Consider the following 24,456-nt stretch of genomic DNA (forward strand, 5'->3'; position numbering starts at 1 on the left):
GAGCGTAGAAGGTGGAGGAGAACCGTCAGGCGTCGTCGTTCGCGTAGCGCAAGCCGATCTGGCCCCGCACGCCGTCGAGCAGCCGCATGGTCCTCACAGTGTCCGCGATGGGCATGGTGGGGCTCTCGGTCAGTCCCTGCTGGATGCAGCGGGTGACCTCGCGCAGCTCGTAGGTGTACCCCGCACCGACCTGCTCGAACTGCTCCACCCGCGCGTCGCCCTGGCCGATCCTGATGGTCAGTTCCTTCGGGTTGTGGAGGTTCCCACCCCCGCTCTTCAGCCAGCCATTCGAACCGGCGACCGTCGCCTGGCCCGGGCATGAGGCGATGAGCGACGACGACAGCTGGGCATATGCGCCGTTCCCGTAGCTCAGGGTCACGGCGTTCTGCACGTCGACGCCGTCGCTGTTCAGCGTTCCGACGGCGGCGACGGAGTCCGGGAAGCCGAGGGATCCGAGTGCCCAGGTGAGCGGGTAGACGGTGAGGTCCATCAGGGCGCCGCCACCTGCCTTCGGGTCCCAGAGGCGGCTGGCGGGATCCTCCGGCGCAGGAAATCCGAGGTCGCCCTGGACCCACCGGATGTCTCCCAGTTCGCCGGAGTGGATGATCTCCCACGCGCGGTTGATGCTCGGCAGGAAGCGGGTCCATACGGCTTCCATGAGGAACAGTCCGCGCTCGGCCGCCAGTCCTGCCAGTTCCTCCGCCTCGGCGGCGTTGATGGTGAACGGCTTCTCGCACAGCACGTGCTTGCCGCCCGTCAGCGCCGCCTTGGCGACGTCGTAGTGCTGGGCGTGCGGCGTGGTGATATAGACGACGTCCACCTCGGGGTCGTCCACGAGGTGCTGGTAACCCGTTCCGCCGTCGTCGTTGCCGTAGCTCGTGACGAATCCGAAGCGCTCGGCGAAGGCCGCGGCACTGTCCGCGCTACGGGAACTGACCGCGTGGAGGACGGCGTCCTCGAGCAGGGCGATGTCCTGGGTGACCTTCGCGGCGATGCCGCCCGTGGCGATGACTCCCCACTTCAGTGGACGGCCTGTGGCCACGATCGGGCTGGGAGCTCCTGCTTCGGCGCAGGGGGGAACGGCAATGCGGTTCTGGGGGTTCATGATCCCATCCTTGCCGCTGGGCGCTCCCGCGTCCATCGCGTACACGAGCGTTACACCGAACCCTGCAGCCGAACGACGAAGCGCCCCGGCCGGAGCCGGGGCGCTTCTGGTCATGCTGCCGGAGGGGTCCGGCGGGGAGCTACTTGGTGAGAGCGGACAGCGTGGGGTCGTTCTTGTACGCTTCCGCTGCGTTCTCCTTGGTCACGATCTGCGGCTCGAGGAGGTAGGCGGGAACGGTCTTCACGCCGTTGTCGTAGGAGTCGGGATCGTTGACCTCGGGCTCCTCGCCGGCCTGGAGGTTGCCGACCATTTCGATGGCGTGCTCGACGAGGGCCCGCGTGTCCTTGTTGATCGTGGAGTACTGCTTGCCCGCCATGATGGACTTCACGGACTCGACCTCGGAGTCCTGGCCGGTGACGACCGGGATGCTCTTTCCTGCACCCTCGACCGAGGTCAGGATCGCGCGGGCGAGCGTGTCGTTGGGGGACAGGACGCCGTCGAGCTCTTCGGAGCTGTAGTTGCCGGAGAGCAGGGTGTCCATGCGCTTCTGGGCGTTCTCTGCCTTCCAGCCCTGCGTGACGGCCTGGTCGAAGGTCGTCTGGCCGGAGACGACCACCAGGTTGCCGTTGTCGATCTCGGGCTGCAGGACGCTCATGGCGCCGTCGAAGAAGACCTTCGCGTTGGCGTCGTCGGGCGAACCGGCGAACAGCTCGATGTTGTACGGTCCCTCGGGCTTGGCGGCCTTCATGCCGTCGAGCAGGGCCTGACCCTGAAGTTCGCCGACCTGGAAGTTGTCGTACGCCACGTAGTAGTCAACGTTCTCCGTGTTGGTCAGGAGGCGGTCGTAGGCGATGATCGTGATGCCCGCGTCCTTGGCCTGCTGGAGCTGCGTACCGAGCTGGGATCCGTCGATCGCCCCGACGACGAGGACCTTCACGCCGTTGGTGATCATGGAGCTGATCTGGTTCTGCTGCTCGGAGACGCCACCGTTGGCGAACTGGACGTCCGGCTCGTAGCCGGCCTCGGTCAGGCCGTCGTTGAAGAGGGTCTCGGCGAGTACCCAGTTCTCCGACGTCTTCTGCGGGAGGGCGACGCCGATGGCCGATCCTTCTTCGAACCCGGCGGCGGCAGCGCCGCTGCCCTCGGCTCCGGGGGTCGCTTCTTCGCGACCGCAGCCGGTCAGCGCCAGCGCTGATATCGCAGCAATGGCTGCGAAGGACTTTGCGAACTTACGCATTCTCGTTCTCTTTCTGTTGCTCTTGCTCTTGTGGTCGGGTGGAGCGTTGGTGCCTGGAGGCGGGGTGTCCCGGCCCTAGACCTCGTGGGAGATGACTTCCTTCGTGCCGACAGCCTGCTCGGTGGGAGCGGGTTGCGGGGTGGGGGCGGGCGTCTTGCCCCCACCGCTGCCTCCGCCGAAGTTCCTGGTGAGCATGCCTATGATGGACGGCTTGCCCTGGCTCTTGTTGTAGACGTCGAACGCGACGGCGACGAGCAGGACGAACCCCTTGATGATCTGGGTGTCGTCGGCGCCGGCGCCGAGCAGCTGGAGACCGTTGTTGAGGACGGCCATGACGAGGCCTCCGATGATCGAGCCGACCACTGTACCGACGCCGCCGGTGACGGCTGCACCACCGATGAAGACGGCTGCGATCGCGTCCAGTTCCCAGCCGACGCCGTCGGACGGGCCCGATGCGGTCGAGCGGCCGACGAAGATCATGCCGGCGAGGGCGGCGAGGATGGACATGTTCATCATGACCATGAAGTTCACCTTCTTGCTCTGCACGCCGGACAGCTCGGCTGCGTGGCGGTTGCCGCCGACGGCGTAGACGTGGCGACCGAGGATCGTCTTGTTGGAGATGAACGCGTAGATGATGACGAGGATGCCGAGGATCAGGCCGGGAACGGGGAACGAGGTGCCGGGACGGCCGGTCGCGAAGAGGTAGGTCGCGTACAGGATGACGGCGGAGAGCAGGACGACCTTGGTGACCGGAACCCAGATGGGGGGCAGGTCGGCGTGGATCTTGGCCAGCTTGCGGCGGCCGCGGAACTCGCTGTAGATCACGAACGCCACCAGGGCGAGTCCCATCAGCAGCGTGAGGTTGTTGTAGCCGGTGTTGGGTCCCACCTCGGGGAGGTAACCTGCGCCGAGGTAGCGGAATCCCTCGGGCACCGGGACGGTGAGGGAGTTGCCCACCGACTGATTGGCGCCGCGGAACAGGAGCATGCCGGCCAGGGTGACGATGAACGCCGGGATGCCGACGTACGCCACCCAGAAACCGTGCCAGGCCCCGATGAGCGCACCGAGGACGAGGCCGAGCAGCGCACCGAGGTACCACGGGATGCCCCAGTCGCGCATGGCGATCGCGACGACGATGCCGACAAACGCTGCGACGGAACCGACGGAGAGGTCGATGTGGCCGGCGATGATCACGAGCACCATGCCGATGGCCAGGATCAGGATGTACGAGTTGCCGTTGAAGAGGTTCATCATGTTCACGGATGTGAGCGTCTTGCCGCCCGTGCGCCACTGGAAGAACACGACGAGCGCGACCAGGGCGAAGATCATCCCGAACTGGCGGGTGTCTCCGCCGAAGATTTGTTTGAGGGAATTCATGGTGTTTTTCCTAGGGAGCTACGGTCAGGCAGATTTCCTGCTGGCGGTCATGAGTTTCATCAGGGATTCCTGGTTCGCGTCGTCGCGGGTGAGTTCACCCGTGATCGCGCCCTCGAAGATCGTGTAGATCCGATCCGAGAGGCCGAGCAGTTCGGGCAGTTCCGAGGAGATGACGATGACGCCCTTCCCCTGGTCTGCGAGCTTCTGGATGATGCCGTAGATCTCGTACTTCGCTCCGACGTCGATGCCGCGGGTGGGCTCGTCGAGGATCAGGAGTTCGGGATCGGTGAACATCCACTTGGACAGGACCACCTTCTGCTGGTTGCCGCCGGAGAGCTTCGCGACGCCCTCGTTGACGCTCGGCGTCTTGGTGCGCAGCGACTTCCGGTACTCCTCCGCGACGCTGTACTCCTCGTCCTTGTCGACGACGAGTCCGCGGGTGATCTTCTTCAGGTCGGCGGACACCGTGGTGGTTTTGATGTCGTCGAGCAGGTTGAGCCCGAGCGACTTGCGGTCCTCCGTCACGTACGCGAGGCCCGCGTGGATCGCCTGCGGCACCGAGCGAAGGGTGACCTCCTTGCCGTTGATGAAGATCTGTCCCGACTTGAAGGTGCCGTAGGACCGGCCGAAGACGGAGCGCGCGAGCTCCGTGCGTCCCGCGCCCATGAGACCGGCGAAACCGACGATCTCACCCCGGCGCACGTGGAAGCTCGAGTTCTTGCAGACGAGGCGGTCGGACACCGTGGGGTGGCCGACCGTCCAGTTGCGGACCTCGAAGAACGTCTCACCGATCTTCGGCGTGTGCTCGGGGAAGCGGGATTCGAGCGACCGGCCCACCATGCCGCGGATGATGCGGTCCTCGTCGACGCCGTCGTTCTTCACGTGCAGCGTCTCGATCGACTTTCCGTCGCGGATGATGGTGATCGAGTCGGCGATCTGCTCGATCTCGTTGAGCTTGTGCGAGATCATGATGCACGAGATGCCCTTGGAGCGCAGGCCCGCCATGAGGTCCAGCAGGTGCTGGGAGTCGGATTCGTTGAGGGCCGCCGTGGGCTCGTCGAGGATCAGCAGTTTCACGGACTTGTTGAGCGCCTTGGCGATCTCGACGAGCTGCTGCTTGCCGACGCCGATGTCCTTGACCTTGGTGACCGGGTCCTCGCTGAGGCCCACGCGGGCCATGAGTTCCAGCGTGGTGCGGTTGACGTAGTCCCAGTCGATGACGCCGAAGCGGGTGGGCTCGTTGCCGAGGAAGATGTTCTCGGCGATCGAGAGTTCCGGGATGAGCGCGAGTTCCTGGTGGATGATGACGATACCCGCCGCCTCGCTGGACCGGATGTCCTTGAACTGGACCTCCTTGCCCTGGAAGAAGATCTGGCCGGTGTAGTCACCGTGGGGGTAGAGCCCTGAGAGGACCTTCATGAGCGTGGACTTGCCGGCGCCGTTCTCCCCGCAGATGGCGTGGATCTCGCCCGCCTGGACTTCCAGTGACACGTCGGAGAGGGCTTTGACTCCCGGGAATTCCTTGGTGATGGAACGCATCTCGAGGATGGTGTGGTTATTCATGGGGCCTCCCGCGGTGACGGCGTTGTCTTGGTGCAGGCCCAACCACGGCCCGAAAGAATTGAACACGCTATATCGCCTTGTCGTCAACTGTTGAACGCAAAGCGCACGAAATAGAGACGGGAACGTTATGCGGAACTTGCCAGCCGCGGGGACAGACCAGGTTGGGCGAGGACGACGGCGGCGGCCCCCAGGGCCTCCGCGCGGTCGCCGAGGGAGGACATGCAGACGCTCGTCGTCTCGCCGATGATGGGCACGGCGTGGCGGGCCAGCCCGCGGCGGATGGGCTCGAGGAGGATCTCCCCGAGGCTGGTGAGTGGCCCCCCGATGACGATGGTCTCCGGGTTGATAAGGTTGGCAGTGTGGGCCAGCGCCCGGCCGATGGCGACGCCGGCGTCGTCGATCACGCGCAGGGTGGCCTTATCGCCGGCCAGGGCCCAGTCGATGATGCGCTGGGTGTCGATGGTCTCGATGCTGGCGCGGCTGAGCAGCTCGATCATCGTCGACGTCGACGCGACCGTCTCGAGGCAGCCCCGGTTTCCGCACCGGCACACCACCCCGTGCTCGTTGATGGTCGTGTGGCCCAGTTCCCCGGTGATGCCGACGTTGCCGTAGTAGAGCGCTCCATTGAGCACGAGGCCGGATCCGATGCCGGAGCCCACCTTCATGAACATCAGGTTGTCGACCGAGCTGTGTGGACCCCACGTCACCTGCGCCAGCGCGCCCAGATTCGCGTCATTGTCGATGAAGACGGGCACCTGGAGCCTCTCGCTGAAGGTCTCGTGGATGTTGATGCCCACCCACTCGGGCAGAATGGCACCCTGGACCACGGTCCCGGTCCGTCGGTCGATGGGCCCCGGAATGCCGATGCCGGCGCCGAGGAGCGCGTGCCGGCTGATGCCCCCGTTCTCGAGCAGCCTGTCGAGGAGGTCCGAGGCCGCCGTGAGTCCCTCCACGGCGCTGTGTCCCAGCGGGAGTGCGACGGAGGCTTCCTGGACGACCCGGTAGTTGGGGCTTGCAAGGACGACACGGAGGTGCCGCCGGCCGATGTCGATGCCGGCCGCGACCTGTCCGTTGTCATTGAGGATCACCGAGAGGGCGCGCCGTCCCGAGCTGGTGGTCGGTGAGGTGCTGACGACGCCGGTGGCGGCCATGACCTTCACGATGTTGGAGACCGTGGCGGTCGACAGCCCGGTCTGCCGTGACAGTTCCGCCTGCGTCTGGGGGCCGCCGCTCATGAGCGCCGCGATGACCCGCTGCTGGTTCTGCTCGCGCAGTGCGGATTGGGAGCCCGGCTTCGGGAGCGCGGCGCTCAAGCGTGTCCTCGCCGTCGAGGTGGATTCTGCGGGCATGACCTCTAGGGTGCCGCAGGGGCCACTTGTAGTCAAGAAGTTAACGCTTGACGATGTTCCTGCGCGAGTGCTTTATAGCGTTCCGCGTTGGCCTTCACGGCGGCGACCTCGTCGTCAGCGAGTTCCCGGCGCACTTTCGCGGGCACTCCTGCGACGAGCGAGCGGGGAGGGACGACCATGCCTTCGAGCACCACGGCGCCCGCGGCGACGAGGGAGCCGGAACCGACGACGGCGCCGTTGAGCACCGTCGCGCCCATGCCGATGAGGCAGTCGTCCTCGATGGTGCACCCGTGGACGACGGCGCCGTGCCCCACGCTCACGCGGTCGCCGATCCTCGCCGGGTGACCCGGGTCCGCATGCACCACCACGTTGTCCTGCAGGTTGGTGCCCTCACCGATGGTGATGGGAGCGGTGTCCGCGCGGACGGTGGCGCCGTAGAAGACGCTGGCGAAGGGCCCCAGCACCACCTCACCGATGAGGGAGGCCGTCGGGGCGGTGAATGCGGAATCGCTGACGTCGGGGGTATTGCCCCGGAAGGGGATCAGGTGTGCCATGGCGCCAGCCTAGGCGACGCCCTGCCGGCCGGGGAGCGGATCGGTCCCGGCCAGCGAGGACCGGCCAGCGAGGACCGGGCAGCGAGGGCCGGTCAGCGAGGACCGGTCAGTTGAAGACGATGGTGCGGCGCCCGTCGAGGAGGACGCGGCGCTCCGCGTACCACTGCACGGCCTGGACCAGTGCGCGTCCCTCGAGCTCGCGTCCGATCGATGCCAGCTGCTCGGCGGTGCGGGCGTGGTCCACGCGGATGACCTCCTGCTCGATGATCGGCCCCTCGTCGAGGGCCGCCGTGACGTAGTGGGCGGTCGCGCCGATCAGCTTGACCCCGCGCGCGTGGGCCTGGTGGTACGGCCGGGCGCCCTTGAAGGACGGCAGGAACGAGTGGTGGATGTTGATGGCCCGGCCCCGCAGGTCCTCGCAGAGCGTGTCGCTGAGGACCTGCATGTACCGGGCGAGCACCACCAGTTCGATGTCGTGCTCGTCCATGAGGGCGCGCAGCGCGTCCTCGGCCTCGGCCTTCGTGTCCGGGGTCACGGGGATGTGGTGGAACTCGACGCCGTAGAAGGCGGCGAGGTCCTCGAGGTCGCGGTGATTGGAGACGATGACAGGGATGTCGATGGCGAGGGTACCCGAGCGGTGCTGGAACAGGAGGTCGTTGAGGCAGTGTGCGGCCTTGGACACCATGATGAGGGTCCTGGTGCGGCGCTCCGACTCCGCCAGGGACCACTCCATCCCGTACTCCGCGGCGACGGGCTCGAGGGCCGCATGCAGGGCCTCCTCGGTGGAGTCCGTGGTGAGCGCAACCCGCATGAAGAAGGTGCCCGTGTCCGGGCTGCCGTACTGCTGCGATTCGGTGATGTTGGCTCCCACCGCGACCAGGGCACCGCTCACGCCGTGCACGATGCCGGGCCGGTCGGGGCAGGACAGGGTCAGGGAATAGGAGCGGGGCGTATCGGGGGAAGTCACCCGGCAAGGTTACCGGTAGCCCCGCTGTCGGCGGTGCTCCGGAGTCTGGCGACGGCGGCGGTTGCGGCGGCCCGTCCGGCGCGGGACGCGCCGAGCGTCGACGCGGATGCGCCGTAGCCGACGAGCAGGAGGCGCGGTTCCTTCAGCACGTGCACGCCGTCCATCCGGATGCCGCCGCCCGGCTCGCGGAGGTGCAGCGGAGCCAGGTGGTCCAGGGCGGCCCGGAAACCGGTGGCCCACAGGACCGCGTCGACAGGCTCCTCGGAGCCGTCGGCGAAGACCGCGGACTGTTCCCGGAGCTCGGCCAGGGGGCCCCGCGACACGAGGATGCCGGCGTCGATGCCCGCCTGGTACTGCGCGGTCAGGGACAGGCCGGTGACAGACACGACGCTGGCCGGCGGGAGTCCCGCACTCGTCCGGGCATTCACCTCCGCCTCGACCTCCCGGCCCCACTCGGGGTCGAACGGCCTGCGGGTGAATTCCGGAGGGCGCCGGGTCGACCAGAGGGGCCTGGCGCCCGCTGCGTGGAGCTGGAGCAGGAACTGCACCGCGGACGTCCCGCCGCCGACGACGAGGACGCTCTGGCCCGAGAACTCGTCGGCCGAGCGGTAGTTCCGTGTGTGCAGCTGGCGGCCCGCGAAGACGTCGCGGCCGCGGTAATAGGGCCAGTACGGGCGGTCCCACGTCCCGGTCGCGTTGATGACGACGTCCGCCACCCAGGTGCCACCGGTGGTGGTCACGTGCAGGGGGCCGCGGTCACCGCCGTGCAGGTCGTCCCCGTCTATGTCATCGTCGTCCGGGGCTCCGTCGGATCCGGAGTCGACGCGGACCACGGAGACCGGGCGGACCACCGGCAGGTCGAACTCCCGCTCGAAGGCCCCGTAGTAGCGGTTCACCACGGCGGACGCGGGCTCCTTGGGGTCCGGCGTACCGAGCGGAAAACCCGGGAGGTCGTGCAGTGCATGGGCGGCGTCGAAGGTGAGGGCGGGCCAGCGGTGCAGCCAGGCACCCCCCGGAGCGGGATTCGCATCGAGGACCACGAAGTCGCGGTGCGGCTCGAGCCCCCGGCGCCCCAGGTGGTACGCGCTGCTCAGCCCCGCCTGGCCGGCGCCGATCACCACGACGCGAACACGGCGGACCGGTCCGTCCAGCACCTGTCCGGTCTGCCCTGCTGACGACCCGCGCATCTCCCGCCCTCTCCCAGACTTGCTTCCGACTCTCGGAGCTCCGAACCCACCCTGCCCAACAGCCCCGTGCAAGCCCGTATTCCACCCCCTACCGGGCCCTCCGCCCCGCCCTGCCGGTCCCTACTGAACGGCAGGAAGGCGTCCGCCGTCGGACGTCATACAGAGTCCGCCGGCCGGGACATCGGTGGCGGCCCGGCCAGCGGTACGGCTAGCATGGGAGCGTCGCGACTGGCGTAGGGTGGGCAACCACCAGGAAGCGGCGTGGGGCCAGGGCTCTCCTTCGGGACGTCCTGTGCTTCCGGTGCAGACCACGGATCGCACGCCTGGGCCGCGGGTCACGTTTCACGAGCGGCCGGGCGCGGACAGTCGATCCGCATCCTGCCCGCGACTCAAGCTGACCTCGACGCGAGACCCAGAGAAGGATCAACCGATGACAACGTCGCCCATGGCTCCATCCCACGCTGCCGCAGATTCCGTCACCAATGCCCCGCTGTCCGAGGTGGACCCGGAGATCGCCGCCGTCCTCCGGGACGAACTCGCACGGCAGCGCGACACCCTCGAGATGATCGCCTCGGAGAACTTCGCACCCCGCGCCGTCCTCGAGGCGCAGGGCAGCGTGCTGACCAACAAGTACGCCGAGGGCTATCCCGGGCGCCGATACTACGGCGGGTGTGAACACGTCGACGTCGCGGAGAACCTCGCGATCGAGCGCGTCAAGGCACTGTTCGGCGCCGAGTTCGCGAACGTCCAGCCCCACTCCGGCGCCCAGGCCAACGCCGCGGCGCTCGCCGCCATGATCAAGCCGGGCGACAAGATCATGGGTCTGTCCCTCGCGCACGGCGGACACCTGACGCACGGCATGAAGCTCAACTTCTCCGGCAAGCTGTACGAGGTCGCCGCCTACGGCGTCGAGGAGGACACGCACCGCCTGGACATGGAGCGCGTCCGCGAGCAGGCCCGGGCCGAGAAGCCGCAGGTGATCATCGCCGGTTGGTCCGCCTACCCGCGCCAGCTCGATTTCGCTGCCTTCCGGTCCATCGCCGACGAGGTCGGCGCCCTCCTGTGGACGGACATGGCCCACTTCGCGGGCCTCGTCGCAGCCGGCGTCCACCCCAGCCCCGTCCCGCACTCCGACGTCGTCACGTCCACCGTGCACAAGACCCTCGCCGGACCCCGCTCCGGCGTCATCCTCGCCAAGCAGGAGTGGGCCAAGAAGCTCAACTCGAGTGTCTTCCCCGGGCAGCAGGGCGGACCGCTGATGCATGTCATCGCGGGCAAGGCCACGGCGTTCAAGATCGCCGGATCGCCCGAGTTCAAGGAACGCCAGGAGCGCGTCCTCGAGGGTGCCCGCATCATCGCCGAGCGACTGAGAGCGTCCGACGTCGCCGAGCACGGCGTCTCCGTCCTCACCGGGGGTACCGACGTGCACCTCGTCCTGGTGGACCTGCGCCACTCGTCGCTGGATGGCCAGCAGGCCGAGGATGTCCTGCACTCCGTGGGCATCACGGTCAACCGCAATGCCGTGCCGTTCGACCCCCGTCCGCCGATGGTCACCTCCGGTCTCCGTATCGGCACCCCGGCGCTCGCCACCCGCGGGTTCGGCGCCGCCGAATTCACGGAGGTCGGGGAGATCATCGCCGCAGCGCTCAAGCCGTCGCCCGACGTGGACGCACTGCGCACCCGCGTGTCCGCGCTCGCCGCGAACTTCCCGCTGTACCCGGGCCAGGAGGAGTGGTAGGGCCGTTGCCGCCAGGCGCCCTTCGATCGAAGGCCGCGGCGTCGACCGGCTTCGACATCCCCACCGAGGAGTGCTGCTTCACCGGCTGCTGCGACCGCGGCAAGGCATTCCTGCTCGAGCAACTGGACAAGCACTCCGAGAAGGACGAATCGCATGAGTACGACGACAGCCCGCATTCTTGACGGGAAGGCAACCGCCGCGCAGATCAAGGCCGAGCTCGCCGAACGCGTGACGGCACTGCGCGAGCGAGGCGTGACACCGGGCCTGGGGACGGTCCTCGTGGGGGACGATCCCGGCAGCCATTCCTACGTGGCCGGCAAGCACCGCGACTGCGCGGAGGTCGGCATCACGTCCGTGCGCCGGGACCTGCCGGACACGATCACGCAGGAGGAGCTCGAGGCGGTCCTCGACGAGCTGAACGACGACGCCACCACCACGGGCTACATCGTGCAGCTCCCGCTTCCGGCGCACATCGACACGAACGCCATCCTGGGCCGCATCGACCCGGCGAAGGACGCCGACGGCCTGCATCCCACCAACCTGGGCAAGCTGGTCCTGAACGTCAACGCGCCGATGGATTCGCCGCTGCCCTGCACCCCGCACGGCATCGTGGAGCTCCTGCTCCGCCACGACGTCGACCTCAAGGGCCGGAACGTGCTCGTCGTGGGACGCGGCGTGACGGTCGGGCGTCCGCTGGGCCTGCTGCTGACCCGCAAGCAGATCAACGCGACCGTGACCCTCGCGCACACCGGGACGGTCGACCTCGCCGACCACCTCGGCCGGGCGGACGTCGTTGTCGCCGCTGCCGGCATCGCCCACATGATCAGGGCCGAGCAGCTCAAGCCCGGCGCGATCGTGCTCGACGTGGGCGTCAGCCGGGTCGAGGACCCGGCCACCGGCAAGGCGAAGCTCACGGGCGACGTCGACCCGGGGGCAGCGTCGGTGGCCAGCTGGCTCTCGCCCAACCCCGGGGGAGTGGGCCCCATGACCCGCGCCATGCTCCTGGCCAACGTCGTCGAGGCGGCCGAGCGCCAGGCGGCGCGCGCCTAGCCGTACCCGTCCGAGGGCTCCCGGTGGATTCTCCCGCCGGGAGTTCTCGCCTAGGCTGGGCGGGTGTCGACAATACCCGCCGGACCACCGGTGATCTCCGCCCGGAAGCTGAGCAAGCACTACGGTGATTTCCGGGCGGTCGACGGGATCTCCTTCGACGTGCCGGCGGGCGAGTCCTTCGGGCTCCTGGGCCCGAACGGCGCCGGCAAGTCGACGACCATGCGCATGATCGGTGGCGTGTCGCAGCGCACCTCCGGAGAGCTCACCATCATGGGCCTCGACCCGGAGCAGCACGGCCCCGAGGTGCGCGCGCACCTCGGTGTCGTCCCGCAGCAGGACAACCTCGACGAGGAACTCCGGGTGCGGGACAACCTCCTCGTCTACGGCCGCTACTTCGGCCTGCCGATGAGCTACCTGAAACCCAAGGCCGACGAGCTGCTCGAGTTCGCGCAGCTCACGGACAAGGCGGCGGCGAAGGTGGATGCGCTCTCGGGCGGCATGAAGCGACGCCTGACCATCGCGCGCTCCCTCATCAACGAGCCGAAGATCCTCCTGCTGGACGAGCCCACCACGGGCCTCGACCCGCAGGCCCGCCACATCCTGTGGGACCGCCTGTTCCGCCTCAAGGAATCTGGCGTGACGCTCATCCTCACCACGCACTACATGGACGAGGCGGAGCAGCTCTGCGACCGCCTCGTGGTCGTCGACAAGGGCCGGATCATGGCCGAGGGTTCGCCGGCCCAGCTCATCCGCGAACACTCGACGCGCGAGGTGCTCGAGCTGCGCTTCGGATCCGAACGCAACACCACCGTCGCGGCCGAGCTGCAGGGCATCGGGGAGCGCCTCGAACCCTTGCCCGACCGCGTCCTGATCTACGCGCACGACGGCGAGGCGGCGCTGGAAGAGGTCAACTCCCGCGGGCTCCGGCCAATCACGTCCCTCGTACGGCGGTCCTCCCTCGAGGACATCTTCCTGCGCCTGACCGGACGGAGCCTCGTTGACTGACGATCCCGGCACGTCCGTGCAGGAGTCCAGCCCGCCGTACCGCCTCTCCGCGCACCGGCCCGAGGTGTCCGCGCGGCGCGCCCGGAGGTTCGGCTCCTGGTACTACGCCGAGCACGTCCTGCGCGCCATGAACAGCTACCGCTGGACCCTGCTCGCCTCCAGCGTCGGTACGCCGGTCATGTACCTGTTCGCGATGGGGGTGGGCCTCGCCACGCTCGTCGACCAGAACTCCGCCGGCGCTTTCGGCGGCGTCAGCTACCTGGCGTTTATCGCCCCGGCCCTGCTGGCATCGGCGACCATCATGACCGCGGCGACCGAGTTCACCTACCCCGTGATGGACGGCTTCAAGTGGCGGCGGGTCTACTACGGTCCGCACGCCTCGCCCCTCAGCACCGACCAGATCGTCCGCGGGCACATCATCGCCATCACTGCCCGGCTGACGGCCACCACCCTGATCTACTTCCTCATCGTCGCGGCGTTCGGCGCATCCCCGTCGCCCACCGGCGTGGTCGCCGTTCCGGTGGCCGTGCTCAGCGGACTCGCCTTCGGCCTCCCGCTGATGGCCTATTCGGCCGGCATCGAGGAGGACAGGGGACAGTTCGCGCTCGTGATGCGCTTCATCGTGACGCCCCTGTTCCTCTTCTCGGGGACCTTCTTCCCGCTCGACACCCTTCCGCTGTTCCTGCGCTGGATCGGCTGGATCTCACCGTTGTGGCACGGGACCGAGCTCGGCCGCGCGCTGACCTACGGGTATGACGTGCCGCCGGAGCTCGCCGTCGTCCACGTGCTGTTCCTGGTGGTCCTGGCCGTCGTCGGCCTGCGCAGGGCCCGCACCGTCTACGCGAGGAGGCTGGGCCGATGAGCGCCCAACTGACCGCGAAGGACTACGCACTCAGCGGGTCGAAGCGGCCGATGGCCGCGCTCTATTCGCGCAACGCGAAGGCCGTGATCGCGCGGGGACTCCTGGCCACCCGCAGCAGCAACTGGCTGATCATGGTGTCCGGCTTCTTCGAACCGGTCCTCTATCTCCTCTCCATGGGAGTGGGACTCGGTGCGCTGGTCGGCACGGTCACGGGACCGAACGGCGAGGAGATCAGCTATGCGGCCTACATCGCGCCCGCACTGCTCGCCGTATCCGCCATGAACGGCGCCGTGTACGACAGCACGTGGAACGTGTTCTTCAAGATGAACTTCGCGAAGCTGTACCAGGGCATGCTCTACACCTCGCTCGGCCCCCTGGACGTCGCCATCGGGGAAATCTTCCTGGCCCTCCTGCGCGGCGCCCTGTACGCCACGGGCTTCACCGCGGTGATGGCGCTGATGGGACTCATCACCACCCCGGTGGCCCTGCTCGTGATCCCGGCGTCGGTGGTGATCGCGTTCGGCTTCGCGTCCTTCGGCATGGGGATCACCAGCTTCATGAAGACGTTCCAGCAGATGGAGTGGGTCAACTTCGTGCTGCTGCCGATGTTCCTGTTCTCCGCCACCTTCTACCCCCTCAGCGTCTATCCGCAGGGCATCCAGTGGTTCATCCAGGCGCTGCCCCTGTGGCACGGCGTGGAGCTGCTGCGCCAGATCAGCGTCGCCTCGTTCACACCGGCCGCCGTCCTCCACCTCAGCTACTTCCTCGTCATGATCGCCGTGGGGATGCTGCTGACCACCCTACGCCTGCGGAAGCTCTTCCTCAGGTAGCCCTCGGCACCAGGGTCCAGGCCTCAGGGCACCAGGGTCGCGTAGACCACATAGTTGTCGTCGAACAGGCCCGTGTCCGGGTTGTAGCCGTCACAGGTGATGAGGCGCAGTTCCGATCCGGGCGTGTTCCCGTACACCGTCAGGGTGGGGAACCCGTCCTTGCGGTAGGCCTCGCCGCGCTTGAACTCGAACACCGCCGTCGTGCCGTCCTCGCGGGTCACGTTCATGCGGTCGCCGGCCTTGAGGGCGCGGAGGTCGGCGAAAACGCCCTTGCCGCCGTCGGTCGCGTTGACGTGGCCGAGCATCACGGCCGGCCCACGGTCACCCGGGGTGGGGGACCGGTCGTACCAGCCGGCGGGTGCACCGGGGCCGTCCGGCGGGACCTCGAGGCTCCGGTTCTCGCGCAGGCCCAGGCGAACCAGGTCGGTGCGCACACCGATGGACGGGATCTCCAGGGTGACCGGTGCCGATGCGGGAAGCACTGCCGGCTGTGCCGGGGCCGCGGCAGGAGTGGAGGGGGTTGCGGCGGGCGTCGACGTCGCAGTCGGGGCAGCGGCGGCAGACGAGGTGGGGGCGGCAGACGAGGTGGGGGCCGCAGCGGCCGAGGTGCTGGCAACGGCCGACGGCTCCGGCGTCGCCGCCGGGGATGCACCGCAGCCGGCAAGGAGGAAAAGAGCGGCCACCGCCGGAGCCGTGAGGCCCCAGCGGTGGCCGGTTACTTCACTGATCATGGGATCAGGATTATGCGTTGGTTGCGCGGCGGCGCACTGCGTAGGTTCCACCGGCTGCAGCTGCCAGGACGAGGCCACCGCCGAGGGCGATCATGCCGGTGTTGGAGCCGGTCTCCTGGGCGACACCCGTGTCGGCCCCACCATTGGGCATGGCACCCATCTGGGTCGCGACGAGCGTGCCGCACAGTGCGGGCGAGGTCGCGCCGAGGGGCAGGTCGGGGGCGATCTCCGACGGGCCGGCGAAGACTTCCTCGGAGACACCGGCGGTGGCGGGATCCAGGCCGTGCACGACGACGACGGCGGTGCCGGCCTCGAGGGAGGCCTTGGTGGCAGCATCCAGGGTGATCTCACGCTGGATGGAGTAGGTTCCGCCCTGACCGCCGAGCTGAAGGTTCAGGCCCTCGGCAGGGGTGGTCGCGCCGGAGGTGGTGAGCGTGGTCTGGATGTCGCCGTAGCCCGGTACGCCCTCGGCCACGTTGATGATGCCGTCGCCGTTGGCGTCATCGGCAGGCGTGGGGCACTTGCCCTGCGCTCCACCGTGGATGTGCTGGACGTGCGGGTACGGAGCGTCCATGAAGGTCTGTGCGAGGCCGGAAACCTGAAGGTTGACCATGGCCTTGTCGCCCGTGACGTCGAGGGTGATCGTGCCGGTGCCCGTGGTGCCGTTGAGCTGGCCCAAGGTGGACGAGTAGGAGCCGTCCGCTGCCATGGCGGGGGAGCCGGCGAGGGCGACGGCGCTGATGGCGAGGGCAGGTACTGCGAGGAGACGCATCTTCTTGTTCATTGGAAATTCCTCCGTTGTGCGAATGAGGCGCCGTGTGGGGCGCGTGGAAGTACTTCGGGGTGAGCGTGGTCACGGATGGGAGGAGATGGGAGGAATCTTCGAGAAGCCTGGAAGTTCGCCCGCGGTGGAAGGAACAGGGGCAGTCCGGGCCATACGGGAGAATGGTCGGATGCAGTCATTAGGAAGTACTGGGCGGCCGGCGGGCCGGGGTCTGAGCATGCGCATGGGCAGCGCCGGGATGGCCGTCATGCTGGTCGTGTTCCTGGTCGCCGTCGTCTTCGCAGCGAACCAGAACGACGTCGTCGGCTGGCTGGTGGTGATCATCTCCCTCGGCTGGCTCCTGATCTTCAGCTTCGTGGTCTTCAGCCTCCGCTCGGCGGCGCGGAAGGCCGCCGCTCGCCTCCAGGGCAGCGAGTTCGGCGGGTCGGGGCAGGGGTCGACCGCGCCCATCGCCGCGGACCGGGCCCGGGACATGAAGCTCGACCACAGCTTCAAGATCGTCCAGGTGCAGGTCGGCGTGGTCCGGGAGTACCTCGGCAAGGACGAGGGCATGGTGGAGCGCGCGCTCGAGACCATCGAGATCACCTCGCACAACGCCCGCTCGATGATGAAGGGCTCGACGGAAGGCCCCGTCGAGGGCACCGTCGTCGACTGACGCGCCCGCGCGTGGGATGAATCGGAAAACCCTCCGGGGTAAGGTGGATCGAGTGAGTCCGGCATCGAATCCTCCGCAGAAACCGCTGCGCATCGCGTCCGTCAACGTCAACGGAATCCGCGCCGCCTACAAGCGCGGCATGCAGGAATGGTTGGACGGACGGGACGTCGACATCCTCTGCCTGCAGGAGGTCCGGGCGCCCGACGCCGTGGTCCGCAGCCTGCTGGGCGACGGCTGGCACATCCTGCACACCGAGGCGGAGGCGAAGGGCCGCGCGGGTGTGGCGATCGCCTCCCGCCAGGAGCCCACGGCGACGCGCACCACCATCGGTGACAGCTACTTCGACACGGCCGGCCGCTGGGTGGAGGCCGACTTCACCGTGGAGGGCTCGACCCTGACGGTCGTGAGCGCGTACGTCCATTCGGGCGACGTCGGCACCCCGAAGCAGGACGACAAGTACCGCTTCCTCGACGCCATGACCACCCGCCTGCCGCAGCTCCGGGACGGCGCGGACCACGCCGTCGTGGTCGGCGACCTGAACGTCGGCCACACCCCGTTCGACATCCGGAACTGGAAGGGCAACGTCAAGAACGCCGGCTTCCTGCCCGAGGAGCGGGCGTACTTCGACCGGTTCTTCTCGGACGAGTGCGGCTTCCTGGACGTGGCCCGCCTCCTCGCCGGCGACGTCGACGGCCCCTACACCTGGTGGTCCTGGCGGGGCAAGGCGTTCGACAACGACACCGGCTGGCGCATCGACTACCAGATGGCCACGCAGGCCCTCGCGAAGAGCGCGGTGACCGCCGACGTCGACAGGGCGCCGAGCTGGGACACGCGGTTCTCGGACCACGCGCCGCTCGTCGTCGACTACCAGATCTAGAGTGCAGGACAGCTTCATGACAATCCCCCCGACTCCGGGCTCGAACCGGCGCCAGCGCATCCTCTCCGGGATGCAGCCGTCCGCGGGTTCCCTGCACCTCGGCAACTACCTCGGTGCCCTGGTGCACTGGGTACGCCTGCAGGACACGTACGACGCCGTCTTCTTCATCCCCGACCTGCACGCGATCACCGTGCCCCAGGACCCGCAGGAACTGGCCCACCGCACGCGGATCACGGCCGCCCAGTACATCGCGGGCGGCGTCGATCCCGACAGGGCGACCCTCTTCGTGCAGTCCCACGTCCCGGAGCACGCCCAGCTCGCGTGGGTGCTGAACTGTTTCACCGGGTTCGGCGAAGCATCGCGGATGACCCAGTTCAAGGACAAGGCGTCGAAGCAGGGCACGGACGCCGCCAGCGTGGGCCTCTTCACGTACCCGGTCCTCCAGGCCGCCGATATCCTCCTCTACCAGCCCGACGGCGTCCCCGTCGGCGAGGACCAGCGGCAGCACGTCGAACTGAGCCGCGACCTGGCCCAGCGCTTCAACTCGCGCTTCGGTGAGACCTTCGTGGTGCCGAAACCCTTCATCCAGAAGGAGTCCGCCAAGATCTACGACCTGCAGAACCCGACGGCGAAGATGTCCAAATCGGCCTCGTCGGCCGCCGGGCTGATCAACCTGCTGGATGACCCCAAGGTCACGGCCAAGCGCATCAAGTCCGCGGTCACCGACACCGGCACGGAGATCCGCTTCGACTCCGCGGAGAAGCCGGGGATCTCGAACCTGCTGGCGATCTACTCGGCCCTGTCCGGCAAGGGCATCGCCGAACTCGAGGCGGACTACGCGGGCCGCATGTACGGGCACCTCAAGGTGGATCTCGCCGACGTCGTCGTGGACGCGCTCACGCCGGTCCGGGTCCGCGCGGAGGAACTGCTGTCCGACCCCGCCGAGCTCGACCGCCTGCTGGCGAAGGGCGCCGCGAAGGCACGCGAGCTGGCGGCTCCCACCCTCGCCGACGTCTATGCCCGTGTGGGTTTCCTCCCTGCCGCCGGAGCCCGCTGACCCATGTGTGCACCCACCGGTCAGACCAGCGGAGCGGCATCAGCCACGTCCCGTTCCGGCCTGAGCGGTAGCTGCGTGGGGATCACCATACCGATCCCGGAACCCCTCGCCGGCGACCTGGAGGCGTGGAGGGCGTCCTTCGGCGACCCCCTGGCGGCGGTCGTCCCGCCCCACATCACCCTCATCACGACGACGCCGGCGTCGGACTGGGACGCCACCATCGACCACGTGCGGGCCGTCGCCCGGCAGCAGCGGCCCTTCGAGGTGCGCCTGCACAGCACGGGATCCTTCCGCCCGGTGTCGCCGGTGGTGTTCCTGAACCTCGCCGAGGGCTTCGACGAGTGCGTCGACCTGCATTCGAAGCTCCAGAGGGGCCCCCTCGAACGCGACCTGGATTTCCCCTTCCATCCGCACGTCACAGTGGCGCACGATGTGTCCGAGGCCGGGATGGATGCGGCGGTCGAGGAGCTCCATGCCTTCGAGGCCTCGTTCGAGGTGCGGTCCATGGGCCTGTACGAGCACGTGCCGTCGGGACTCTGGAAACTGAGGGAGGAGCTGCACTTTGGCGAAGTCACTGATGGCTCCGAAGCCACCTCCGGTTGAGCAGCCGTCCCCGGCGAATCTCCCGGACCTCCAGCGCAAGGTCATCGACGCGCAGGTTCGGCTTGGCCGCCTGAACCGTTCGGGCAGCGGGGGTTCCGAGCTCCTGCTGGCGCGGCTCGACCTCGCCGTCTGCCGTTTCTACACCCTGCGACCCGTCCGGGTGGTGCTGCTGTACAACGAGCGCCGGGGCCCGCTGATGGCGGCCGGGCTGGCATACCGACTGTTCTTCGCCATCGCGGCACTCCTGGTCGTGGGGTTCGCCGCGCTCGGCATCGTCGTTACGGCGGATGCGGACCTCCGGGACCTCTCCGTGGACGCCCTCGACCGGGCGGTGCCGGGACTGATCGACATGGGCGAGGACGGGCGAGGACTGGTGACCCCCGCCCGTCTCTTCGATGCGACCAGTGGGCTGGGCTGGACGATCGTCGTGTCGTCGGCCGTGATGCTCGTGACGGCACTCGGTTGGATCGGAGGAATGCGCCAGGCGATGCGCGGGATCTTCGCCCTCCAGCCCGTCGCGGCGCCGCCTGTCGTGGTCTGGCTGAAGGATCTGGGCACGCTCGCAGTGCTCGGCGTCATCATGCTCGTGACCACGGGACTGGGTATCGTCGCCACCAACTCGTTGGGCGCTCTCCTGGCGATCCTCCACCTCACCGCAGTGAGCCAGGTGCTGACGCAGGCGGCGGGCTTCGCCGTGATGATCCTGCTGGACATCCTCGTGGCCGTGGTGCTGTTCCACTCGGCATCGGCCATCCAGATGCCGCGCGGGATCCTGTTGCAGGGGTCGATCATCGCGGGGCTCGGGACGACACTGTTGCGGACTTTCTCGACACAGATCCTCGGCACTTTCGGCAACAACCCGCTGCTGCTGTCCTTCGCGGTGATCCTGGCGTTGTTCATCTGGTTCTTCCTCCTCAGCCAGGTGTACCTGCTGGCGACCGCCTGGTGTGCCGTAGGGTCGGCGGACGCCCTCACCAGGGCGGAGCGCGAGCACCACGCGAAGGGCGGCACGCTACGGCAGCGGAGCCGCCGGAAGCCCGGCACCGGGAATCCTCCCACCTGACCCGCCCGTCCTGCTCGCAGCAACGACGCGCCCAGGGGGCCCCGGGAACGAGGAAGGGCGACCCGCTGGTGCGGGCCGCCCTTCTCGGCAGCTGGAGTGCGTCCTCGCTCGTGGCGAGATCAGACCTTGCGGGTCAGGATGGCCTGCTTGACCTCGGAGATGGCCTTGGTGACCTGGATACCACGCGGGCAGGCCTCCGAGCAGTTGAAGGTGGTCCGGCAGCGCCAGACGCCCTCCTTGTCGTTGAGGATCTCGAGGCGCATGTCCCCGGCATCGTCGCGCGAGTCGAAGATGAAGCGGTGCGCGTTCACGATCGCGGCGGGACCGAAGTACTGGCCGTCGGTCCAGAACACGGGGCAGGAGGACGTGCACGCGGCGCACAGGATGCACTTGGTGGTGTCGTCGTAGCGGTCGCGCTCCTCCGAGGACTGCAGGCGCTCCTTCGCAGGCTCGTGGCCCTTGCTGATCAGGAACGGCATGATCTCGCGGTAGGACTGGAAGAACGGCTCCATGTCCACGATCAGGTCCTTCTCCACCGGCAGGCCCTTGATGGGCTCCACGAGGATGGGCTTGGACGTGTCGAGGTCCTTCAGCAGCGTCTTGCAGGCCAGGCGGTTGCGGCCGTTGATGCGCATGGCATCGGAGCCGCACACGCCGTGGGCGCAGGACCGACGGAAGGACACCGAGCCGTCGTGCTCCCACTTGACCTTGTGCAGGGCGTCCAGCACGCGGTCCGTGCCGTACATGGTCAGCTTCCACTCGTCCCAGTGGGCCTCGTCGGAGACCTCCGGGTTGTAGCGCCGGACCTTGAGGGTGACGTCGAACGTGGGGATCTCTCCGCCGGCGACGTCCTTGCTGAGCTCGATCTTCGAGGCCGGCTCTTTTTCCATCGTTTCGGTGCTCATCAGTACTTGCGCTCCATGGGCTGGTATCGGGTGAAGATAACCGGTTTGGTCTCAAGGCGGACGCCGCTTGTCTCGGTGGCGCTCGGGTCCTTGTAGGCCATGGAATGGGTCATGAAATTCTCGTCGTCACGCTCTGGGTAGTCCTCGCGGAAGTGACCCCCGCGGGATTCCTTGCGGTGCAGGGCCGCCGCGGTCATGACCTTCGCCATGTCGAGGAGGAACCCGAGTTCCACGGCCTCCAGCAGGTCGAGGTTGAATCGCTTGCCCTTGTCCTGGACGGTGATACGGGTGTACCGCTCCTCCAGCGTATCGATCACGCGCAGCGCCTCGAGCAGCGTCTGCTCGGTGCGGAACACCTGGACATTGGCGTCCATGACGTCCTGGAGCTCCTTGCGGATCTGCGCGACGCGCTCTCCGCCTTCCGAGCTGCGTGCCCGGTCGAGGAGCAGCTCGGTCTCGGCCGCGGGATTCTCGGGGATCTCGACGAAGTCGGCCGTCAGGGCGTACTGCGCGGCGGCGATGCCGGCGCGCTTGCCGAAGACGTTGATGTCGAGGAGCGAGTTGGTGCCCAGGCGGTTCGACCCGTGCACGGAGACGCACGCGACCTCGCCTGCGGCGTACAGCCCGGGAACGACGGTGTCGTTGTCCGCCAGGACCTCGGCCTGGATGTTGGTCGGGATGCCGCCCATGGCGTAGTGCGCCGTCGGGAAGACGGGGACGGGCTCCGTGTAGGGCTCGACGCCGAGGTAGGTGCGGGCGAACTCGGTGATGTCGGGGAGCTTCGCATCGATGTGCGCGGGCTCGAGGTGCGTCAGGTCGAGGAGGACGTAGTCCTTGTTCGGCCCGGCGCCACGGCCCTCGCGGACCTCGTTCGCCATGGAACGCGCCACGATGTCACGCGGTGCGAGGTCCTTGATGGTGGGGGCGTAGCGCTCCATAAAGCGCTCTCCCTCCGAGTTCCGGAGGATCGCGCCTTCGCCGCGCGCCGCCTCGGACAGCAGAATGCCCAGGCCGGCGAGGCCGGTCGGGTGGAACTGGAAGAACTCCATGTCCTCGAGGGGGATGCCGCGGCGGAACGCGATGCCCATGCCGTCGCCCGTCAGGGTGTGGGCGTTCGACGTCGTCTTGTAGACCTTGCCGACGCCGCCCGAGGCGAACACGACGGACTTCGCCTGGAAGATGTGCAGCTCACCCGAGGCGAGGTCGTAGGAGACGACCCCGGCCACGCGCTTCTGGATGCGGGTGACGCCGTCGACGGTGACTTCCTGGTCCACCATCAGCAGGTCGAGCACGTAGTACTCGTTGTAGAACTCCACGTTGTGCTTGACGCAGTTTTGGTACAGCGTCTGCAGGATCATGTGGCCGGTGCGGTCCGCTGCGTAGCAGGACCGGCGGACAGGGGCCTTGCCGTGGTCGCGGGTGTGGCCGCCGAAGCGCCGCTGGTCGATGCGCCCCTCGGGCGTGCGGTTGAACGGCAGGCCCATCCGCTCGAGGTCGAGGACCGCCTCGATGGCCTCCTTGGCCATGACCTCGGCCGCGTCCTGGTCGACGAGGTAGTCACCACCCTTGACGGTGTCGAAGGTGTGCCACTCCCAGTTGTCCTCTTCGACGTTGGCGAGTGCAGCGCACATGCCGCCCTGAGCCGCACCCGTGTGCGAACGGGTGGGGTAGAGCTTCGTCAGGACGGCGGTATGGGCACGCTGCCCCGACTCGATGGCTGCGCGCATCCCTGCGCCACCGGCGCCGACGATGACGACGTCGTACTTGTGGACCTGCATGCTGGTCGCTCTTTCTGTTGAAACCGGTCGTGCATGACGGGGCCCCGCAGGGCCGGTCATGCGGGAACTGCCGAGGTCCGGCAGGGCTTACGATGCGGGGCAGTAGTCCGCCACGTGCGCGACTCCGTCGATGACGGGGCACGGATCGAAGGTGAAGATCACGAGGGTGCCGAGGACCACGATGACGACGGTCGCCGCGTAGAGGACTCCCTTGAGCCACATGCGCGTGCTGTTCTTGTCGGCGTAGTCGTTGATGATCACGCGGACGCCGTTGGTGCCGTGGAGCATGGACAGCCACAGGAGCACCAGGTCCCAGACCTGCCAGATCGGGTTGGCCCACTTGCCGGCGACGAAGCCGAAGTCCACACCGGTGATGCCGTCCCCGGCGACGAGGTTCACGTACAGGTGGACGGTGATCATCACGAGGAGGATGGCGCCGGAGAGGCGCATGAACAGCCAGGCGACCATCTCGAAGTTGCCGCGCGATCCCGGCGTGCGCGAGTAGCCCGGGGTGACGCGACCGGAACGGGGGCTGTCGATGGTTGGGGTAGCCATGGTGTTAACCTCCGAAGACGTGCGAGAGATGGCGGATCGAGAAGGCGATCATGACGACCGCCCAGAGGCCCACGACGCCCCAGAGCATCTGGCGGTGGTACTTGGGGCCGTCCTTCCAGAAGTCCACGAGGATCAGGCGGATCCCGTTGAAGGCGTGGAACATGATGGCGGCGACGAGACCGAGTTCCCCGAGACCCATGAGCGGGTTCTTGTACGACGCGATGACGGCGTCGTAGGCTTCGGGCGAAACGCGGACGAGGGATGTGTCCAGGACGTGCACGAGGAGGAAGAAGAAAATCACTACCCCGGTGATGCGGTGGGCCACCCAGGACCATTGGCCTTCCCGGCCACGGTAGAGGGTGCCTGCTGGTGTCAGTGTCTTCGGCATTGAAATTACCTCCCTGCATCGCATGGGCGTTAGCGCGTTATACGCAGGGATTACGCCGGTGCGACAGCACTCTTCCGATAAGAATAATCTAGGCCGGTGACAGTTCCGGTTCAATTTAGGGGCCCCTCACATGTGACCTCCGACACCCGTCGTCCGCAGTGTCGATTCCTCCTGTCGATACCCGCGTCGATGCCCGCGGCTACTCGTCCTGATACCCGCCGATGTCGGTGATTCCG

Annotated in this window: 25 protein-coding genes; 11 read left to right on the plus strand and 14 right to left on the minus strand. The window is 67.8% G+C overall.

What is annotated here, in order from left to right:
* Nucleotides 1–25 precede the first annotated feature (25 nt).
* The 8 genes from ACX80I_RS10560 to ACX80I_RS10595 all read right to left on the minus strand — a co-directional run bounded on the left by ACX80I_RS10560 (nt 26) and on the right by ACX80I_RS10595 (nt 9,339).
* Nucleotides 26–1,105: a Gfo/Idh/MocA family protein gene (locus ACX80I_RS10560; RefSeq protein WP_459345068.1), complete on the minus strand. Its 1,080-nt coding sequence runs from the start codon at nt 1,103–1,105 to the stop codon at nt 26–28.
* A 139-nt stretch (nt 1,106–1,244) separates the two neighbouring features.
* On the minus strand, nt 1,245–2,342 hold the full coding sequence (locus tag ACX80I_RS10565) for a substrate-binding domain-containing protein (RefSeq protein ID WP_459345069.1): 1,098 nt from the start codon (nt 2,340–2,342) through the stop codon (nt 1,245–1,247).
* A 75-nt stretch (nt 2,343–2,417) separates the two neighbouring features.
* Nucleotides 2,418–3,719, minus strand: coding sequence for a multiple monosaccharide ABC transporter permease (gene mmsB / locus ACX80I_RS10570; RefSeq protein WP_459345070.1), 1,302 nt, complete (start codon nt 3,717–3,719; stop codon nt 2,418–2,420).
* A gap of 24 nt (nt 3,720–3,743) precedes the next feature.
* Nucleotides 3,744–5,282 (minus strand): multiple monosaccharide ABC transporter ATP-binding protein, encoded by a 1,539-nt coding sequence (gene mmsA / locus ACX80I_RS10575; RefSeq protein ID WP_459345071.1) that lies wholly within the window; start codon nt 5,280–5,282, stop codon nt 3,744–3,746.
* A 125-nt stretch (nt 5,283–5,407) separates the two neighbouring features.
* Entirely contained in the window at nt 5,408–6,631 is a 1,224-nt protein-coding gene (locus tag ACX80I_RS10580; protein ID WP_459345072.1) for an ROK family transcriptional regulator, read from the minus strand.
* 32 nt (nt 6,632–6,663) lie between these two features.
* The gene (locus tag ACX80I_RS10585) at nt 6,664–7,185 is read right to left on the minus strand and encodes a gamma carbonic anhydrase family protein (protein WP_459345073.1); all 522 of its coding nucleotides are present in this window, start codon (nt 7,183–7,185) and stop codon (nt 6,664–6,666) included.
* A 106-nt stretch (nt 7,186–7,291) separates the two neighbouring features.
* Entirely contained in the window at nt 7,292–8,152 is an 861-nt protein-coding gene (gene purU, locus ACX80I_RS10590; protein WP_459345074.1) for a formyltetrahydrofolate deformylase, read from the minus strand.
* Nucleotides 8,149–9,339, minus strand: a complete 1,191-nt coding sequence (locus ACX80I_RS10595) for an FAD-dependent oxidoreductase (protein WP_459345075.1) — start codon at nt 9,337–9,339, stop codon at nt 8,149–8,151. Before ACX80I_RS10595 ends, purU begins: the two co-directional genes overlap by 4 nt.
* A 430-nt stretch (nt 9,340–9,769) precedes the next feature.
* Here ACX80I_RS10595 and glyA point away from each other — a divergent pair, with 430 nt between their 5' ends.
* From glyA to ACX80I_RS10625, 6 genes are all read left to right on the plus strand, one after another.
* Nucleotides 9,770–11,077 (plus strand): serine hydroxymethyltransferase, encoded by a 1,308-nt coding sequence (gene glyA, locus ACX80I_RS10600; protein ID WP_459345076.1) that lies wholly within the window; start codon nt 9,770–9,772, stop codon nt 11,075–11,077.
* A gap of 5 nt (nt 11,078–11,082) precedes the next feature.
* On the plus strand, nt 11,083–11,259 hold the full coding sequence (locus ACX80I_RS10605; RefSeq protein WP_459345077.1) for a hypothetical protein: 177 nt from the start codon (nt 11,083–11,085) through the stop codon (nt 11,257–11,259).
* The gene (locus tag ACX80I_RS10610; RefSeq protein WP_459345078.1) at nt 11,231–12,127 is read left to right on the plus strand and encodes a bifunctional methylenetetrahydrofolate dehydrogenase/methenyltetrahydrofolate cyclohydrolase; all 897 of its coding nucleotides are present in this window, start codon (nt 11,231–11,233) and stop codon (nt 12,125–12,127) included. Before ACX80I_RS10605 ends, ACX80I_RS10610 begins: the two co-directional genes overlap by 29 nt.
* A 63-nt stretch (nt 12,128–12,190) precedes the next feature.
* Nucleotides 12,191–13,132 carry an ABC transporter ATP-binding protein gene (locus ACX80I_RS10615; protein WP_459345079.1) on the plus strand — a complete coding sequence of 314 codons (942 nt, stop codon included), beginning with the start codon at nt 12,191–12,193 and terminating at the stop codon, nt 13,130–13,132.
* Nucleotides 13,125–13,994, plus strand: a complete 870-nt coding sequence (locus ACX80I_RS10620; RefSeq protein ID WP_459345080.1) for an ABC transporter permease — start codon at nt 13,125–13,127, stop codon at nt 13,992–13,994. The genes ACX80I_RS10615 and ACX80I_RS10620 overlap by 8 nt, the downstream gene beginning before the upstream one ends.
* Nucleotides 13,991–14,824 carry an ABC transporter permease gene (locus ACX80I_RS10625; protein WP_459345081.1) on the plus strand — a complete coding sequence of 278 codons (834 nt, stop codon included), beginning with the start codon at nt 13,991–13,993 and terminating at the stop codon, nt 14,822–14,824. Before ACX80I_RS10620 ends, ACX80I_RS10625 begins: the two co-directional genes overlap by 4 nt.
* A 23-nt stretch (nt 14,825–14,847) precedes the next feature.
* Here the strand turns inward: ACX80I_RS10625 and ACX80I_RS10630 are convergent, their stop codons facing one another.
* Together ACX80I_RS10630 and ACX80I_RS10635 are read right to left on the minus strand one after the other, a co-directional pair.
* Nucleotides 14,848–15,555: a class F sortase gene (locus ACX80I_RS10630; RefSeq protein WP_459345082.1), complete on the minus strand. Its 708-nt coding sequence runs from the start codon at nt 15,553–15,555 to the stop codon at nt 14,848–14,850.
* A gap of 10 nt (nt 15,556–15,565) precedes the next feature.
* A complete protein-coding gene (locus ACX80I_RS10635; RefSeq protein WP_459345083.1) occupies nt 15,566–16,339 on the minus strand; it encodes a GVDTG sorting domain-containing protein in 774 nt (257 codons plus the stop codon).
* Between the two features lie 169 nt (nt 16,340–16,508).
* Here ACX80I_RS10635 and ACX80I_RS10640 point away from each other — a divergent pair, with 169 nt between their 5' ends.
* From ACX80I_RS10640 to ACX80I_RS10660, 5 genes are all read left to right on the plus strand, one after another.
* Nucleotides 16,509–16,994, plus strand: a complete 486-nt coding sequence (locus ACX80I_RS10640; RefSeq protein WP_459345084.1) for a hypothetical protein — start codon at nt 16,509–16,511, stop codon at nt 16,992–16,994.
* A 43-nt stretch (nt 16,995–17,037) separates the two neighbouring features.
* On the plus strand, nt 17,038–17,871 hold the full coding sequence (locus ACX80I_RS10645; RefSeq protein WP_459345085.1) for an exodeoxyribonuclease III: 834 nt from the start codon (nt 17,038–17,040) through the stop codon (nt 17,869–17,871).
* Nucleotides 17,872–17,887: 16 nt separating this feature from the next.
* On the plus strand, nt 17,888–18,928 hold the full coding sequence (gene trpS, locus ACX80I_RS10650) for a tryptophan--tRNA ligase (RefSeq protein ID WP_459345086.1): 1,041 nt from the start codon (nt 17,888–17,890) through the stop codon (nt 18,926–18,928).
* Between the two features lie 75 nt (nt 18,929–19,003).
* The gene (locus tag ACX80I_RS10655; RefSeq protein WP_459345087.1) at nt 19,004–19,531 is read left to right on the plus strand and encodes a 2'-5' RNA ligase family protein; all 528 of its coding nucleotides are present in this window, start codon (nt 19,004–19,006) and stop codon (nt 19,529–19,531) included.
* Nucleotides 19,506–20,594 carry a YihY/virulence factor BrkB family protein gene (locus tag ACX80I_RS10660; protein WP_459345088.1) on the plus strand — a complete coding sequence of 363 codons (1,089 nt, stop codon included), beginning with the start codon at nt 19,506–19,508 and terminating at the stop codon, nt 20,592–20,594. Before ACX80I_RS10655 ends, ACX80I_RS10660 begins: the two co-directional genes overlap by 26 nt.
* A gap of 119 nt (nt 20,595–20,713) precedes the next feature.
* Here the strand turns inward: ACX80I_RS10660 and ACX80I_RS10665 are convergent, their stop codons facing one another.
* From ACX80I_RS10665 to sdhC, 4 genes are all read right to left on the minus strand, one after another.
* Complete coding sequence (locus ACX80I_RS10665) at nt 20,714–21,499, minus strand: succinate dehydrogenase iron-sulfur subunit (RefSeq protein ID WP_459345089.1); 786 nt, start codon at nt 21,497–21,499, stop codon at nt 20,714–20,716.
* A complete protein-coding gene (sdhA, locus tag ACX80I_RS10670) occupies nt 21,499–23,277 on the minus strand; it encodes a succinate dehydrogenase flavoprotein subunit (protein WP_459345090.1) in 1,779 nt (592 codons plus the stop codon). Before sdhA ends, ACX80I_RS10665 begins: the two co-directional genes overlap by 1 nt.
* An 87-nt stretch (nt 23,278–23,364) precedes the next feature.
* Nucleotides 23,365–23,832 carry a succinate dehydrogenase hydrophobic membrane anchor subunit gene (locus tag ACX80I_RS10675; protein ID WP_459345091.1) on the minus strand — a complete coding sequence of 156 codons (468 nt, stop codon included), beginning with the start codon at nt 23,830–23,832 and terminating at the stop codon, nt 23,365–23,367.
* A 4-nt stretch (nt 23,833–23,836) separates the two neighbouring features.
* Nucleotides 23,837–24,220, minus strand: coding sequence for a succinate dehydrogenase, cytochrome b556 subunit (sdhC, locus tag ACX80I_RS10680; protein ID WP_087074914.1), 384 nt, complete (start codon nt 24,218–24,220; stop codon nt 23,837–23,839).
* Nucleotides 24,221–24,456 lie beyond the last annotated feature (236 nt).

The sequence above is a fragment of the Arthrobacter rhamnosi genome (assembly GCF_054510855.1).